The 15587-nt window shown below is 50.2% G+C and carries 12 protein-coding genes and 1 riboswitch; of the genes, 1 reads left to right on the top strand and 11 read right to left on the bottom strand.

All coding sequences use genetic code 11. From position 1 onward, the window contains the following. Window positions 1-239: 239 nt before the first annotated feature. The 6 genes from NKT06_RS01290 to NKT06_RS01265 all read right to left on the bottom strand — a co-directional run bounded on the left by NKT06_RS01290 (window position 240) and on the right by NKT06_RS01265 (window position 6533). Complete coding sequence (locus tag NKT06_RS01290; RefSeq protein ID WP_253429175.1) at window positions 240-1103, bottom strand: ABC transporter ATP-binding protein; 864 nt, start codon at window positions 1101-1103, stop codon at window positions 240-242. Then, window positions 1093-1890 (bottom strand): ABC transporter ATP-binding protein, encoded by a 798-nt coding sequence (locus tag NKT06_RS01285; protein ID WP_253429173.1) that lies wholly within the window; start codon window positions 1888-1890, stop codon window positions 1093-1095. The genes NKT06_RS01290 and NKT06_RS01285 overlap by 11 nt, the downstream gene beginning before the upstream one ends. Continuing rightward, window positions 1890-3482, bottom strand: coding sequence for an ABC transporter substrate-binding protein (locus NKT06_RS01280; RefSeq protein WP_253429171.1), 1593 nt, complete (start codon window positions 3480-3482; stop codon window positions 1890-1892). Before NKT06_RS01280 ends, NKT06_RS01285 begins: the two co-directional genes overlap by 1 nt. Window positions 3483-3496: 14 nt before the next feature. Beyond that, window positions 3497-4330 (bottom strand): nickel transporter permease, encoded by an 834-nt coding sequence (nikC, locus tag NKT06_RS01275; RefSeq protein ID WP_253429169.1) that lies wholly within the window; start codon window positions 4328-4330, stop codon window positions 3497-3499. After that, window positions 4331-5269, bottom strand: a complete 939-nt coding sequence (gene nikB / locus NKT06_RS01270; RefSeq protein WP_253429167.1) for a nickel ABC transporter permease — start codon at window positions 5267-5269, stop codon at window positions 4331-4333. Window positions 5270-5435: 166 nt separating this feature from the next. Next, window positions 5436-5628: riboswitch (cobalamin riboswitch) on the bottom strand. A 77-nt stretch (window positions 5629-5705) separates the two neighbouring features. Further along, on the bottom strand, window positions 5706-6533 hold the full coding sequence (locus NKT06_RS01265) for an AraC family ligand binding domain-containing protein (RefSeq protein WP_253429165.1): 828 nt from the start codon (window positions 6531-6533) through the stop codon (window positions 5706-5708). Window positions 6534-6737: 204 nt separating this feature from the next. Here NKT06_RS01265 and melA point away from each other — a divergent pair, with 204 nt between their 5' ends. Next, complete coding sequence (melA, locus tag NKT06_RS01260) at window positions 6738-8039, top strand: alpha-glucosidase/alpha-galactosidase (RefSeq protein ID WP_253429163.1); 1302 nt, start codon at window positions 6738-6740, stop codon at window positions 8037-8039. A gap of 118 nt (window positions 8040-8157) precedes the next feature. Here melA and NKT06_RS01255 read toward each other — a convergent pair whose 3' ends face one another. From NKT06_RS01255 to kdpB, 5 genes are all read right to left on the bottom strand, one after another. Next, window positions 8158-8859: a response regulator gene (locus tag NKT06_RS01255; RefSeq protein WP_253429161.1), complete on the bottom strand. Its 702-nt coding sequence runs from the start codon at window positions 8857-8859 to the stop codon at window positions 8158-8160. 1 nt (window position 8860) lies between these two features. Then, the gene (locus tag NKT06_RS01250) at window positions 8861-10456 is read right to left on the bottom strand and encodes an ATP-binding protein (protein WP_253429159.1); all 1596 of its coding nucleotides are present in this window, start codon (window positions 10454-10456) and stop codon (window positions 8861-8863) included. Between the two features lie 4 nt (window positions 10457-10460). Next, on the bottom strand, window positions 10461-12800 hold the full coding sequence (locus NKT06_RS01245) for a histidine kinase (protein ID WP_253429157.1): 2340 nt from the start codon (window positions 12798-12800) through the stop codon (window positions 10461-10463). Between the two features lie 92 nt (window positions 12801-12892). Next, the gene (gene kdpC, locus NKT06_RS01240; RefSeq protein ID WP_253429155.1) at window positions 12893-13453 is read right to left on the bottom strand and encodes a potassium-transporting ATPase subunit KdpC; all 561 of its coding nucleotides are present in this window, start codon (window positions 13451-13453) and stop codon (window positions 12893-12895) included. 99 nt (window positions 13454-13552) lie between these two features. After that, complete coding sequence (gene kdpB / locus NKT06_RS01235; protein ID WP_253442325.1) at window positions 13553-15553, bottom strand: potassium-transporting ATPase subunit KdpB; 2001 nt, start codon at window positions 15551-15553, stop codon at window positions 13553-13555. Between the last annotated feature and the right edge of the window lie 34 nt (window positions 15554-15587).

The raw sequence follows: 15587 nt of genomic DNA, 5'->3' as shown, positions 1-15587 counted from the left end.
ATACGAGACAAAGTACTATCCGGCCTAAGCAAAACTATGATGAACTGAATGACATACGATGAGGCATTAATAAGCCCCTCCGGTATTACGGCCCAGCTACACACAACATACGTGTCATACAACATACCTGTTATCAACAAAAAGGTTACCCTGAAAGTCATCTATAGACTTCCGGGGAAACCCTTTTTTGTGTCTTTCTATTGGTATAATCTGCCCATAACGAAAAGCCGCCATCGGTTTCATCCTGACAGACTTTCCTGAAAAACCTCCACCTGCTCTTGTTCTTGCTCCTGCTCCCGCTGCTGCATCTTATGTTTCATTTCTCTCACGGACAACACCGAGGCCATCAGGCTCCGGGTATAGGGATGATTCGCTGAACTTGTCAGCTGTGAACTCTCCACAACCTCAACCACTTCACCCTGGTACATCACGGCAATCCGATCACTGATCTGTTGCACTACTGCAAGATCATGCGATATGAAAATAGATGAGATCCCTGTTTCTTTTCTCAACTCCACCAACAGATCCAGGATCTGCTGCTGAATGGAAACATCCAATGCGGAGGTGGCCTCATCGAACAGGATGATGTCTGGCTCTACTCCAATCGCACGAGCAATGACTGCTCTTTGCTGCTCTCCCCCGCTCAGTTCATGCGGATATTTATCCGCCGTAGCGGCAGACAATCCTACCCGTTCCAACAGCCTCAGCACTTCCCGATCCGCTTGTTGGCCCTTCATTACTTTATAATTAATGAGTGGCTCCCGAATAAAAGCTCCAATCTTCATTCGCGGATTAAAGATAGCCGAAGGCTCCTGAAAGACCATCTGAATCTGCTTTCGTTGCTGGCGTAGCGCCTTCCCATGCAATCGGGTAATATCCTGCTGACGATATCGAATCTTTCCTGAAGTCACTCGATCCAAATGGGTTACACATCTGGCCAGTGTGCTCTTTCCGCTACCACTCTCACCGACAATCCCCAGACATTCTCCCGGATATAGCTCCAAATGAACAGCTTTCAGTGCATCCACTGCCCTGTGCCCCTTTAACTCATAGGTTTTGCACAGATTTCTCAGTTCCAGAATGGGTAACCCCTCAAGAGCCATGATCATTTCCCTCCAATTCAGGTACAGCACTCAGTAGCTTGCGTGTGTACTCATGCTGAGGATCGGATATGACGCGGAAAGTATCTCCCATCTCAACCAATGTACCATTCTGCATCACACCAATTCGGTCTGCCATATGAGCTGCAACGGCAATGTTGTGCGTTACGATAATCATGCCTGTCCCTTGACGGGAACGAAGCTCGCTCAATCGGTTCATCACTTCATTCTGTGTCGTCACATCCAGCGAACTCGTCGGCTCGTCCGCAAGCAGAAGCTCTGGTTCCATCGTAACCGCCATGGCAATCGCTGTTCGCTGTTTCATGCCGCCACTGAGCTGCGAGGGGTAGGAACGCATAATTCGTTCGGGATCATCCAGTCCCATGTCCGTGAGCATATTCACAGCCATAGCTTGAGCTACTTTTCTGGACACGTTGAAATGAGTACGAATCGCTTCAATATACTGACTACCGATGCTGCGAATCGGATTAAGATACGATCCACTGTCTTGAAACACCATGGCGATCCGCTTCCCGCGCACTCCAGCCCAATCCAACCGCGACTCACGTAGAAGCCCTTTTTCCTGAAAAGAAATCTCTCCCCCCGTGTATTGACCACCTTCTGGTAACAGGCCAAGCAAAGCCCGAATAAGGGTCGACTTTCCGCTGCCACTTTCACCTACAATCCCGATAATCTCTCCCTTATTCATGGAGAAGGACAAGTCCCGTAGAGCCAGAGAATGCCCCTTGTAGGTTACGGACAGATGATTGACACGAAGCAAGGGCTTCATTACTGCCCAACCTTAATATTACGATCCAGCAGGTAGAAGTCGATGGGATACATCGTCGCGCCTTGCACGGTACTTTTACTTACGATATTAATCGGGGTATAGGTCAAAAACATATAGGCTGCGTCATCCAGAATCATCTGCTGGGCCTCTGCTGCAAGGGCATATCTTTTCTCCACGTCAAACTCGGAATGAAGGCGAGTAATTACCTCATCCAGCTTCGGATTGCTATATCCGCCCACATTCCATTCCGCACCCGTCATAAAGTAGAAATCCAGAATATACTGCGGGTCACCCGTGATGCCTGTATTAATACTTGTTAAAGCGAGGTCGTAATTTCCGCTCTTCTGATGATCGGTTAGATCCTCATAGGAGGTCATCTCCACTTGAACGCCAATCTCTTTAAGCTGGGACTGCATTGCAGCAGCCACAATCGAATCAGACTCGTAAGCGGAGTTGAGAATCAGCTGTAGCGACAGCTTCTTGCCGTCTTTTTCGCGAATGCCATCTCCATCTGCATCCTTGTAGCCAGCCCCATCCAGCAGCTGTTTGGCTTTCTCCGGTTCGTAATCATATCCTTTGATCTTGTCATAGCCGAAAGGCAGAGCTGATGTGAATGGTCCTTTGGCAGCCTGACCGCCCACCAGTGTATTGGCATACATCTCACGGTCAATACCATAAGAGATCGCCCGGCGAACCTCCGGATCACTCAGCAGCGGATTGGTCGTGTTAAACCACACGAACTGGGTACGCAGGCTAGGAATTTCATCTATGGTGTATTGACTCTTGTCCTGGAATAACGTCAAATTGCTACGTCCCACGTTACTGGCTACATCAATCTCTCCAGACTGCAGGGCAAGGGCACGTGTGCTATCATCCTTGATATATTTCAACGTCAATGTGTCTACATCTGCCGCGCTGCCCCAGTACCCGTCATACTTTTTCACCTGGATCTCCTGATCCGGCGTATAACCTGTCACCATAAATGGTCCCGTAGCGATAGGCTCGCTCTTGAATTTGGATGTATCTGCACTCGTATCCACAATGACAAACAGTGGCTCGGCAATATTACCAAGCAGGGACGCATAAGGCTCTGTCGTCTTAATCGTCAGATCTTGTCCTTCAGCAGTCATCGAGGCTACGGGTACAGTCGCTTGTCCTCTCTCGTTTAACTCAATGGAGCGTTCAATCGATTTTTTCACCGCATCTGCGGTTACTTTGTTTCCGTTATGGAAAGTTACACCTTCCCGAATATGAAAGTGCCAAGTCGTGTCATCCACTCGTTTCCAAGAATCTGCAATTTTAGGGACCAGCTTCATATCCTCGTCAAACTGGATCAGTGTCTCACCAATCGCTGCACGCGTCAGCGTCCAGCCATTCCATTCTTCTGCCGGGTCCAGACTGCTGCCAAGCCAGAACAGGGCCACATTCAGATGAGTTGGTACACTTGTCGTGCCCTTGTCCGCACCCGCCGACTTCTCCGTTGCATCAGACGAGGTCGATGGATTATTGGCAGTGCCACAAGCTGCAAGCAAGAACACAACCAACATGGATATGAGGGTGAGCAGCATTGATTTTTGAAAATTCCTCTTCATTCTGGTTCCTCCAGTTAAGCTGTATTTTTCTTGGGATCAAGCACATCTCGCAGGCTGTCTCCCAGTAAATTAAAAATAATGACGGTGCTAAATATCGCCAAGCCCGGATATATCAACAGCCATGGTGCAGTCTGCAGATATCTTCTGCCTTCATTTAACATGGCCCCCCACTCGGGGTTCGGAGGCTGCGCGCCAAGCCCAAGAAAGGACAACCCCGAGATGGACAGCATCATACCACCCACATCCATCATCGCCATGACGATGATTGGAGACATCATATTGGGCAGGATCGTCCTGCCGATAATCTGTAACTTACGTGCTCCGCTGAAAGCAGCGGCAGCGACATATTCCTTTTGCTGAAGGGAAATCACCAGGCTTCTCGCCATCCGTGCATACTTCGCCCACCAGACAACCGACAGTGCCAGCACCGTATTGAACAATCCCGGCCCCAGCATCCCCACCACAGCGATCGCAAAAATCAGGCCCGGAAATGCCATTAATGTATCAGACAGGCGCATGAGCACCATATCCGTCACACCCCGAGCAAAACCGGCGATGACTCCAATCGCTATACCTAGCACAAACACGATGCCAATCATCATAAAAGTGAGCAGCAGCGAGGTACGTGCACCGTACAGAAGACGAGATAATACACAGCGGCCTAGTTGATCGGTTCCAAGAGGATACTCGGCGCTGGATGGCTGCAACACTTTGGCAAAGTTCGTTGCAAGTGGATCGTGTGGTGCAAGCAGCGGTGCAACCATGGCAAGAATAATCCAGAAGGCGGTCAGAGACAGCAGGAAGGTGAACCAGCGATTCTGCAGTAATACAAGTCTGAAGGCTCTCATCTATATATCCACTTCCAGTCGGATTCGGGGATCACGAAGATGAGTCCATATATCCACCAGCAGATTCAGGGTGACATATATGATCGCCATCCAGATGACATACCCCTGAATCAGAGGATAATCCCTTGTGAAAATCGCATCTACAGCCATCTGTCCAACGCCCGGCCACACAAATAAACTTTCCACAATCGCTGCACCACCTAACAAAGCACCTGTTGTCATGCCCATAAGGGTAACGATCGGCAGCAGGGCATTCGGGAGAATATGACGCAAAATAATGATCGACTCCTTCACACCTCTGGATCTGGCTCCGATCACATAGTTCTGGCTTGTCTCCTCAAGCAGGACCGCACGAATCTGTCTGCTGTACTGGGCAACAAGTGGAATCGCGAGTGTACATGCAGGCAGAATCAGGCTATACCAACCGGAATTACCCATTACCGGCAGCAGCTTCAGCTGTACACCGAAGACCAACATGAGCAGCATACCCAACCAGAAGCTGGGCATCGATAATCCGGCAAAAGAGAACAGACGAATGACGTGATCAAGCCATTGGTTACGATAGACAGCCGACAGCATCCCCAGTGGAAAGGAAATCAGAATAACCAGAAGCATGGCACTTCCTGTTAGCAAAAGCGTTGCCGGGAGCCGTGCCATCAACACGTCCAGTACTGGACGATTGTATTTATATGATGTACCGAAGTCTCCAGTCACCACCTGTCCCAACCATGTCCCGTATCGGTAGAGAAAGGGCTCGTCCAACCCAAGCTCCGACCTCACCTGCCTGACCAGCTCATCGGATGGCGTTACCCCTGTAGACATAAGCATAAGTCTGGCTGGATCTCCAGGAGACAGATAGGTTAGCAGGAACGTCAGGAACGTGATGCCGAACAATACGACTACCAGTTGTATTAATCGTTTAACGATATATCTGCTCAAGTGCTCTAACGTCCTTCCCCAAAACTCTATGTATGTGTCATGATGTTCTTCGTCCATAACAAAAAAAGCGTCCCTCTCCGTGTACTGGATGAGGACGCCTTAAATAAACAGATTTTCAGAAAAAATCATGCTCTCTAAACACCTTCCTATCTCCCGTAGGGTACTACTGTGTTTGTTAAACCTGGCAGGTCTCCTGGCTCCAGAATCATCGTCACTTGCAGCTCCTTCCCGGCTTAAACCAGTGGATTATCGCTACCTGACTCCTCTGTTACAGTGGCGGGACCGCGCCGGTATTACACCGGACTTCCCTATTAAGCTTCCACCCTGACGGGCAAAGCACCAAGTTCCACATATTCAATTACACTTCTGTATCAGTATAGCGGGACAACGTTTAATGATCAAAACTTTTCTTTTAAATTTGAAACACCAGGTGCGTCTAATCGCGAATTCTCGACCCCTTCGGAGATACGCCCGTCACACGCTTAAACATCTTGGAAAACAATAATGGGTCCGTATAACCGACAGAATGGGCCACTTCACTGACCGACAGCCCTGGATTCTGAAGAAGTTCGGCAGCACGATTCATACGGTACTCCAGAAAAAATGACTGTAGCGACATGCCATATCGCTCTTTGAACAATCCCGATAGATACGTACGATCCAGCCCCACAGCTTGGGCAATATCCAGAATGGAAGTTCGCTGACTGTACCTGTTCTCCATAAACTGCACCGCCTGCCGGATGTACGTTTCTTTGTTCGAAAGGAGCTGCCCTATCTCTTCCTCCACAGGTGAAGAAGAGATTAGTTCTGCCATCAAGCGGTACAATAGACTCTGGTTCAACACATCGCCTTCCGGTCGCGTGGAAGCTTGGACCATCTCCGTATACAACCGTTCCATCGAAATCGTATCATGGGCATCATATATCGGGCGCTCCGGGCTCAGTTGGGCACGTTGCATGAATGCTTTGGCTTGTACACCTTTGAAGCCGAACCACGAATACGTCCAGGGTTCCTTCGGATCTGCCTCATAATGAATAAGCGTGTCCGGGAAAATGATAAAACCCTGTCCCTCGCTAAGCTTGTATTCCTGATCCCCCATGTACACGATGCCCCGTCCTTCATGGATGTAATGCACAATATAGGAATCACGTACACCCGGTCCCCAGTAATGGGCGGGTTCACACGCCTCCCACCCGAAGAACAACAAGACCAGTTCCATCTGTGTCCAGTCCGTGGGAACCACATTCATCTCTATTTTTCTCATTTTATGCCCTCCCTCCTTGTTTCCTTCCGAGGTTCACCATCTGTATGTCTAATTAAATTATAACAGCTAAAGCACAACATTATTAGTTGAAAACGGAAACAAAAATGGGATTATGCCATGTTTGAGAGGGGTTGAGCCATAGTTATATGTGCCGAATCGGCCTATAGTTGGGGTACAACATTTTTCAGGGAGGCTGAAGTTAAGATGAACAAAATTACGTTTCTCGGTGCAGGAAGCACCGTCTTTGTCAAAAATGTATTGGGTGATGTCATGATGACCGAAGCACTGCAGGATTTTGAGCTGGCATTGTTTGATATCGATGCTGAACGTTTGAGCGATTCAGAGCGTTTGCTGACCAGTCTGGCCCGTTCACTCGGAAGTCGTTGCGTCGTGAACGTATATCAGGACCGCAAAGAAGCGCTGCGCGGGGCCAAATATGTCATCAACGCCATCCAGGTCGGTGGATATGATCCATGTACCATTACGGACTTCGAGATTCCGAAGAAATACGGACTACGTCAAACGATTGCAGATACCCTAGGTATCGGTGGAATTTTCCGTAATTTGCGGACGATTCCGGTTATGCTGGATTTTGCCCGGGATATGCAGGAAGTGTGTCCGGATGCATGGTTCCTGAACTACACCAACCCGATGGCCGTGCTTACCAACGTCATGAATGTGCATGGTGGGATCAAAACCGTAGGTTTGTGTCATAGTGTACAGGTATGTGTACCACATCTGTTCGATGCACTGGGGATCGATCAGACAGGTGTTGTCGCTAAAATTGCAGGGATCAACCACATGGCGTGGCTGCTCGAAGTTACAAAAGACGGGCAGGATCTGTACCCCGAGATTAAACGTCTGGCGAAGGAAAAGCAGAAAGAACAGCATGACGACATGGTCCGTTTTGAGTTGATGCAGCGATTTGGCTATTATGTAACGGAATCGTCCGAGCATAATGCCGAGTACCACCCTTACTTCATCAAGCGGAATTACCCGGAGCTGATTGAACGCTTCAACATTCCACTGGATGAGTATCCACGCCGCTGTGTGAACCAGATTGAAGGCTGGAAAGAAATGCGTACCAAGCTGTTTGCCAGCGAAAATATTGAACATACCCGCAGCCGTGAATACGCATCGCATATTATTGAAGCGATGGAGACGAATAACCCGTACAAGATTGGCGGAAACGTTATGAACAACGGACTGATCACCAACCTGCCTCGCGAGGCTTGTGTTGAGGTACCTTGTTTGGTGGATGGATCAGGAATCAGCCCTACGTACATCGGGGATCTGCCTCCACAACTCGCAGCACTGAACCGGACAAACATCAATACGCAACTGCTGACAATTGAAGCGGCAATTACCGGCAAAAAAGAACATATCTATCACGCGGCCATGCTTGATCCACACACGGCTGCCGAGCTGTCTATCGATGACATCGTAGCGATGTGTGATGAGTTGATTGAGGCTCACGGCGACTGGTTGCCAAAATACACGTCATAATACAAAAGCACCGTTCCTTTGCAGCCAAAGGGGACGGTGTTTTGCTCTTCAATAACGCTCACCCGCTGAGGCGTGCATCACATCACTATTAAGAAATGTCTCGCTGCTCCCTTAAACCTTATTCGGCAGGGAGCAAAAAGCGATAACCAATGCCAGGCTCCGTCTGAATATATCGTGGCTTGGTTGGATCTTCATTTAATTTCTTGCGCAGATGTCCCACATATACCCGAAGATAATGGCTGTCGGACTCATGATGATGCCCTCCCCATACTTGCTGCAAAAGCTGACGCTGGGTGATGATCTTACCCGCATTCGAGGCGAGCACCTTCAGCATCTCATATTCCGTTGGGGTTAATTTGACCAAATTCCCCTCCAGTTCGACCTGCCTTTGGGCCAGATCAACCGTCAGTGCTCCGAAGCGCAGTATTGGCTCATCCGTCGTTTTGGCTACATGACGCAGCGCCACCCGAATACGGGCGACCAACTCACCCATTCCGAATGGTTTGGTCACATAATCATCTGCACCACCATCCAATGCGGCAATTTTGTCTCCCTCCTGATCCTTCGCTGTCAGCACAATGATCGGGACTTGCGACCATTCGCGAATGCGGCGAAGTACCTCCATGCCAGACATGCCTGGCAAACCAAGATCAAGGATGATCAGATCCGGATGTACAATACTCGCCTGAATAACACCCTCTTCGCCCTCTCCACACTCGTGGAGTTCGAATTGGTGTGCCTGAAGAGTGACCTTGAGCAATTTGCGAATCTGCGGCTCATCATCGATCACCAGTATACGAGCCCCTAGTGGTGCGTTCATGTTATTCTTCAACCTCTCCTTGTTCTGAATAGGGAAACCGCGATCCGTGAGCCTCCATGGGGAGTTCTATGCGCATTCTCGTTCCCCCGCCCGGATTCGACTCTGCCACAATGGTACCTCTGTGGACTTCCACAATGCCTTTGCAGATCGCCAGACCAAGCCCTGTTCCTGTGACATGCTGAGTAGACTCTGAGCGATAGAACTTATCAAATATACGCAATCTTTCCGCTTCCGGTATACCGACACCTTGATCAGCTACCCAGATGGTCAATTGACTTGGACTCTTATTACTCGTCACAGTGATGACAATCTGGCTCTCATCAGACGAATATTTGATGGCGTTGCTGACGATATTGACCAGCACCTGCTCCAGCAATACTTCATCTCCGTAGATGAAGGCCGGATCATCAGGCAGTTCAACTTGAACTTTGCGATGCGGACTGAATTCCCGAACTTGTGTCAGTACAGCGCTAATTATGTCTCCCACGTCACACCATTTCCGGTTCAGTTGCAACATGCCGCTCTCCAGCCGAACCATGCCCAACAGATTTGTGACGAGACGATTCATGCGCAAGGCTCCATCCCGAATATTGCCTGTTAATTCTCTCCGATCCTCGGGTGTAAAAAGAGTATCATTCTCCAACAATCCCGTAGCCGAGCCGATAATGGCAGTTAGGGGCGTACGCAATTCATGAGAGACAGAGTCCAGCAGCGCTGTGCGTATACGCTCTGATTCAGCAGTGATCTGCGCCAATCGTGCCTTCTCCGCCAGCTTGACTCGTGCAATGGCACCTGCCGCCAGTCCACCACATGCCTCCAACAGACGAAGCTGTTCTTGCTGCTCATGAGACTCGCCAGCGTCCATACTCACGGCAAGCACGCCATGTATCTGCTCCTCTGTGCGCAGCGGCACATATAGTCCGGGAGATTCCCGTAAAGCGGATGATCCCTTACCTGCGATCTGTCCGTGATGATACACCCATTTGGCAATGGCAATCTCCGACTCTCCATTCCCCCAGTTATCCTTTTCCCCTTCTGATGCGGGTGAAGAAGAGCTTGTAACCAGTAGATCCCCCTGACCATCGGGAAGATACACCGCTGCTGGTTTGCCCAAGGTGAGCGAAACCTGGGTTGCAATGTTAACCAGCAACGTATTCAGATCCGTAATGGCTGTCATCTGACGACTCAATGCGTACAGGGAGTTAGTTGTGGCTTCACGTGCTTTTACCATCTCCAGTTGTTGTCGCAACCGACCTGCAAGACTTGCTGTCAGGATTGCCACCGCAAGATACACAACAAAGGAGATGAGATATCTCAAATCCTCAACCGTAAAGCTCAGATATGGCGGTACAAAAAAGAAGTCAAACATAATGACACTAAAACTCGCGGCATATACAGCTGGACCCATTCCCCAATACACAGCACTCACCAGAACGGGAAACAGGTATACAAGCGCTACGTTAACCTGATCACCACTCATGCCAATAGCATGAAGCAGCAAAGTTAGCAGCGTCACCCCAAGCGTCACCCACACATATGACGGAACCCGTTTCCCGTGGGATGCCCGCGTTTCTTTTTTTATTCGTTCAGACAACATCCATTCACATCCCGCTCAGTTCATAATCGTAATCTGCAACGATCAATATATCCAGATGCCGCGACAAGCGTACAAGTCGGTTGACCACCGACCCTGAGCCGCGGTAGCCATTCAGCCACCACACCCGTTTTGCCTGCCCGACCACCAACTGGGTTGCTCTCGCCTCCGATGCTTTTCTTGCCAAAATTTCAGGTACATCGCGCAGCCTTGGACTATGATGAATATGAAATTGACCACCAAGCCGAATCGTCAGCTGCTCCAATACTTCCAGATGACACTTCACTTCGTCACTCATGGACTCACCGATGTGGATATGATGTACGTGCCAGATGGCTTTTAGACGGAAAGCCATGCGGAATCCCCGCCGGATCAGCCGCTCGGCATGACGATCACTGCTTACACATACAAAGACCGCTTCCTGTCTGCGCCAAGGTCCTCGAAGTGTAATTTTAGCCTGCTGTGTTTCAAGCCGTTCATCGACATCGTCCGCCAGTTCGCGCAGGGCAAGTTCTCGCAAGGCAATCAGATTACCGATTTTGAAGAAATTCGCAAGGGCTTGCTCGACCTTGGCAGTTGCATAGATTTTACCCTCCCTCATGCGCTGCCGCAAGGCCTGGGGCGCCACATCAATCAGCTGCACCTCATCCGCCATCTGAATGATCCGATCGGGTACGGTCTCGCGGACACGAACACCTGTAATATGTTCAACGGCATCATTCAGACTTTCGAGATGCTGTACATTCATTGTGGTAATCACCGAGATGCCTGCATTCAGCAGTAGCAGAACATCTTCATAACGCTTTTGCCGAACACTCCCGGGTACATTCGTATGCGCCAGCTCATCCACAAGCACCACTTCCGGACAAAGATGCAGAATGGCCTCCGTGTCCATCTCTTCCAGACGAGTTCCCTGATAAACGCGTTGTGCGCGAGGGATCACAGAGAGGTGGCCAATCTGCTCCACGGTTTCCGCCCGCCCATGGGTCTCCAGCAAGCCGATCTGCACATCAATGCCCTTACGGAGCAAATCATTGCCTTCCCGCAGCATCATGTAGGTTTTGCCTACACCTGGTGCGGCTCCGATATATATTTTGAATGTGCCGCGCTGAATCTGACCAATCTGTTCCTTCATTTCCTGCTCGCTTAGTCTGCGGTATGTCAGCGACTCCACATCGTTTACCTTGGCCGGAACCACTTGTTTACCTTCCCGGGCCGCTCGATCAGCAACCAGAAACAGATCAACACCACGTAATCTGCGTAGCAGCGAGTTCACAACGGACCCTTGCCACAATTCCTGCCAGCGCGTACGCCGGGAGTGTCCCATCACAATCCGGGTAATCTGATGCTCCATGGCGTAACGCGCCAGTGTAGACGGGATGTTGCGACGGTGTAATATAGACAGCTCCTCCATATGGCCGCCAAACTTCTCTACCAACTTGATCATATTGCGCCGAAATACGGTTGCCTCCTTGGTTAACGGTTGCTTCATATTCCGAAAAACCACGGCGCACAAATCACCATTCAGCCGTTTGGCAATCTGTTGTCCGCGCCGGATATAGATCGAGCCGTTCCAATGATATTGCGTGGACACCAGAATTCGTTCCATGATGCCTGTTGTGACGGTAATTCCCATCTCCTCCCGATGCTCACGCAGGGATTCATTCACCCCTTCTGCAACCAATCTCAGGGCCAGTTCGCGCAGAATACCCAGATTGCCTTGACGAAATACTGCTTCTCCCTCATGCCCCTTCAGATGACCTTCTGCCAGACGGCTCAGTATAGTTTCCGGCGTGACGTCAATCAGCTTGACTTCATCCGCAAGTTCCAGTGTATCCGCAGGTACCGTATGTTCTGCTGCGATACCGGTGAGCTGCCGTGCCAGCTCGGTATAGCCTTCCAGCTCATACACATTCACCGTTGTCATGACACTGATGTTGTTTCGGAGCAAAAACTGAATGTCCTCCAGCCGGGTAGCATACCGAGCACCTTCTCTGTTGCGATGTGCCAAACCATCCACCAGCACAACCTCCGGATTACGCGCCAGCAGCGCATCCAAGTTCAGATCTTTCATCTCTGCATCATCACTCTCGCGTAACCAGTGAATACTTGGGATCCGTTCGAGTGCGCCAAGCTGTTCCACCGTTTCCGGTCTGCGCATTGTGGAGACGGCGCAGATGACCACATCAATGCCCTGCTCGCGCAACGTATTCCCTTCTCGTAACATGTGATACGTTTTGCCTGATCCGCTGACTGGGCCGATGTAGATTTTGAGCGTACCCTGCTGCAGCTTCGTAATCATCTTCAGCATCTCTTCCGGTGACTTACGCTTGAAGCTGTCTTCCATCCGTCCCTCTCCCCCTTTCCTTTAAAAATAGGATGAAACAAATGGAGAAAGCCCCTCCCGATATATCGTGAGCAGGCTAATATGTTCGTTCGTTAGTTCATTTCTGCTGTCAGCGCCAGATTCAGAGCCGTTACATTCACACGTGGTTCCCCGAATATACCCATCTGACGACCTTCCGTATGCTCATTTACAAGTTGCACAAGCTGCTGTTCACTAAGCCCCGTAGCTTCGCTAATGCGTGGGATCTGTGCCTCAGCGGCTTCTGGAGAGAGATCCGGATCAAGTCCAGAGCCTGAACCCGTCACGAGATCAGCAGGGATCTGCTTCAATCCCGGATTTTCCTGCTGGAGCTGAGCAATCTTTTCCTTCATCTCGCTGATATACTCATCCGAAGCTACGGCACGATTCGAACCGGCTGAAGCCGTTGGGTCATAACCGGCATTGGATGCCCGGGGCTGGAACAGCCCCGGCGATTGAATTTCCTGCGCCAGCAGTGACGAGCCGATGATTTTCTCATCTTGCGTAATCAGACTGCCATTCGCCTGCGCAGGGAAGAGAAGTTGGGCTACGCCAGTCGTTACAAGCGGGTAGATTAAACCGCATATCAGCATAAGCACAACGGATAGCCTTACGGCGGGTAAGAACATGTTCATACAGATCACTTCCTGAATTCATTAGGATAAAAGGACAATTTCACTAAACGTTGCAGTCTATCACGCTTTAGTTCAAAGTTTCGAGATCACATCGTTTTCTCAAAGAATCCCCGACAGAACCATATCAATGAGCTTAATGCCGATAAAAGGTACCATCACACCACCTACGCCATAGATGAACACATTGCGCCCAAGCAGCCGTTCGGCTGACATCGCCCGATACTTGACCCCTTTCATTGCGATAGGAATGAGTAGCGGAATGATAATGGCGTTGAAGATGAGCGCCGACAGGATCGCAGACTGCGGTGAAGCCAGATTCATAATATTCAGCGCCTGAAGTTGCGGCATGGCGAGGATAAACATGGCTGGGATGATGGCAAAATATTTCGCGATATCATTGGATATCGAAAAGGTTGTGAGCGCACCGCGTGTAATCAGCAGCTGTTTGCCAATGGAGACGACCGACAATAGCTTGGTCGGGTCGGAATCCAAGTCAATCATGTTGGCCGCTTCCTTGGCCGCCATGGTGCCCGAATTCATCGCCAGGCCCACATCGGCCTGTGCCAGAGCAGGAGCATCGTTGGTACCGTCGCCCGTCATAGCGACGAGTTTGCCCTCCTGCTGCTCTTTTTTGATCGCCGCAATCTTGTCCTCGGGCTTCGCTTCGGCAATAAAATCATCCACGCCCGCTTCCAGCGCGATGGTCGCTGCGGTTAACGGATTGTCGCCTGTACACATAATGGTCTTGATACCCATGGCGCGCATCTCAGCGAACTTCTCTTTCAGCCCTGGCTTCACAGTGTCTTTCAGATAGATCACACCGTAGATGCGTTCATCGATAGCTACAGCAAGCGGCGTACCCCCAGCCTTTGCAATTCGATTTGCGATCTCATCCAGATCCCCCGGTATACGGCCTCCTTCGGAAGCGATATATCTTTTGATCGCATCTACCGCACCTTTGCGGATCTTCATTCCGCTGCTCAGATTGAGACCGGACATCCGGGTCTCTGCCGTGAATTCCACATTTTCCGCATGTGCATACTCCCTCTCAGCCCAGCTCTGACCTTGTTTGCCTGCCAGTTCCACCACAGAACGCCCTTCCGGGGTCTCATCTCGCACAGAAGCCTGTAAAGCAGCTTGCGTCATCTCTGACGAAGTAATGCCCTGAACGGGAATAAACTCAGATGCCATGCGGTTTCCGTATGTGATCGTTCCTGTTTTGTCCAGAATCAACGTGTCGATATCCCCGGCTGCTTCCACCGCTTTACCTGACATGGCGAGCACATTGAACTGCGTAACACGGTCCATCCCGGCAATACCAATGGCAGACAGTAATCCACCAATGGTGGTTGGGATCAGGCAGACGAGCAGTGCGATCAGGGTCGCCAGATCCAGTCGAATACCCAGGTAATTCGCCATCGGAACCATCGTGAGTATGACGATCAGAAAGATCAGCGTTAATACGGCGAGAAGGGTTGTCAGTGCTATTTCATTGGGTGTTTTCTGGCGCTGTGCACCCTCAACCAGAGAGATCATCCGGTCAAGGAATGACTCCCCCGGATCGGTCTGTACACGCATGACGATATAATCGGACACGACGCGTGTGCCCCCGGTAACCGATGAAAAATCGCCTCCCGCTTCCTTGATGACCGGGGCAGATTCTCCCGTAATGGCCGATTCATCAATAGAGGCCAAGCCTTCTATAATCTCACCGTCCGTTGGGATCAGTTCACCAACTTCCACACGTACCATATCGCCTTTTTTCAATTGGGTCGAAGACACGTGTCGGATTATTCCGTCCTTCTGTACCAGATTGGCCATGGTGTCTGACTTCGTCTTGCGTAACGTATCCGCCTGCGCTTTACCTCTACCTTCTGCAAGTGCCTCCGCGAAGTTGGCAAATAGCAGCGTGAACAGCAAAATGAAAAACACGGCAATGTTGTACCCGCGCCCAGCTTCCGATGCGGTGAAAAGATCTGGATTGATGCACAGTAAAAGCGTAATGAATGTTCCTACCTCGACAATAAACATGACCGGATTTTTGATCATGACCACTGGATTAAGCTTCTTGAACGCATCCAGTGAAGCCTGAAGTATCATATCCTTGCTTAACGACCTTTTCGATCCGGGATCA

This window comes from Paenibacillus sp. 1781tsa1 (assembly GCF_024159265.1).
In the GTDB taxonomy this organism is placed as follows: Bacteria; Bacillota; Bacilli; order Paenibacillales; family Paenibacillaceae; genus Paenibacillus.
This window is presented reverse-complemented; position numbering and strand designations above follow the sequence as displayed.

Coding starts and splice junctions, on each gene's coding strand:
- NKT06_RS01285 (WP_253429173.1), bottom strand. CDS start 1,890: ATGAAGCCCTTGCTTCGTGTCAATCATCTGTCCGTAACCTACAAGGGG.
- nikC (WP_253429169.1), bottom strand. CDS start 4,330: ATGAGAGCCTTCAGACTTGTATTACTGCAGAATCGCTGGTTCACCTTC.
- NKT06_RS01280 (WP_253429171.1), bottom strand. CDS start 3,482: ATGAAGAGGAATTTTCAAAAATCAATGCTGCTCACCCTCATATCCATG.
- NKT06_RS01250 (WP_253429159.1), bottom strand. CDS start 10,456: ATGTTGTCTGAACGAATAAAAAAAGAAACGCGGGCATCCCACGGGAAA.
- NKT06_RS01290 (WP_253429175.1), bottom strand. CDS start 1,103: ATGGCTCTTGAGGGGTTACCCATTCTGGAACTGAGAAATCTGTGCAAA.
- kdpC (WP_253429155.1), bottom strand. CDS start 13,453: ATGAACATGTTCTTACCCGCCGTAAGGCTATCCGTTGTGCTTATGCTG.
- NKT06_RS01255 (WP_253429161.1), bottom strand. CDS start 8,859: ATGAACGCACCACTAGGGGCTCGTATACTGGTGATCGATGATGAGCCG.
- NKT06_RS01265 (WP_253429165.1), bottom strand. CDS start 6,533: ATGAGAAAAATAGAGATGAATGTGGTTCCCACGGACTGGACACAGATG.
- NKT06_RS01245 (WP_253429157.1), bottom strand. CDS start 12,800: ATGGAAGACAGCTTCAAGCGTAAGTCACCGGAAGAGATGCTGAAGATG.
- melA (WP_253429163.1), top strand. CDS start 6,738: ATGAACAAAATTACGTTTCTCGGTGCAGGAAGCACCGTCTTTGTCAAA.
- kdpB (WP_253442325.1), bottom strand. CDS start 15,553: ATGATACTTCAGGCTTCACTGGATGCGTTCAAGAAGCTTAATCCAGTG.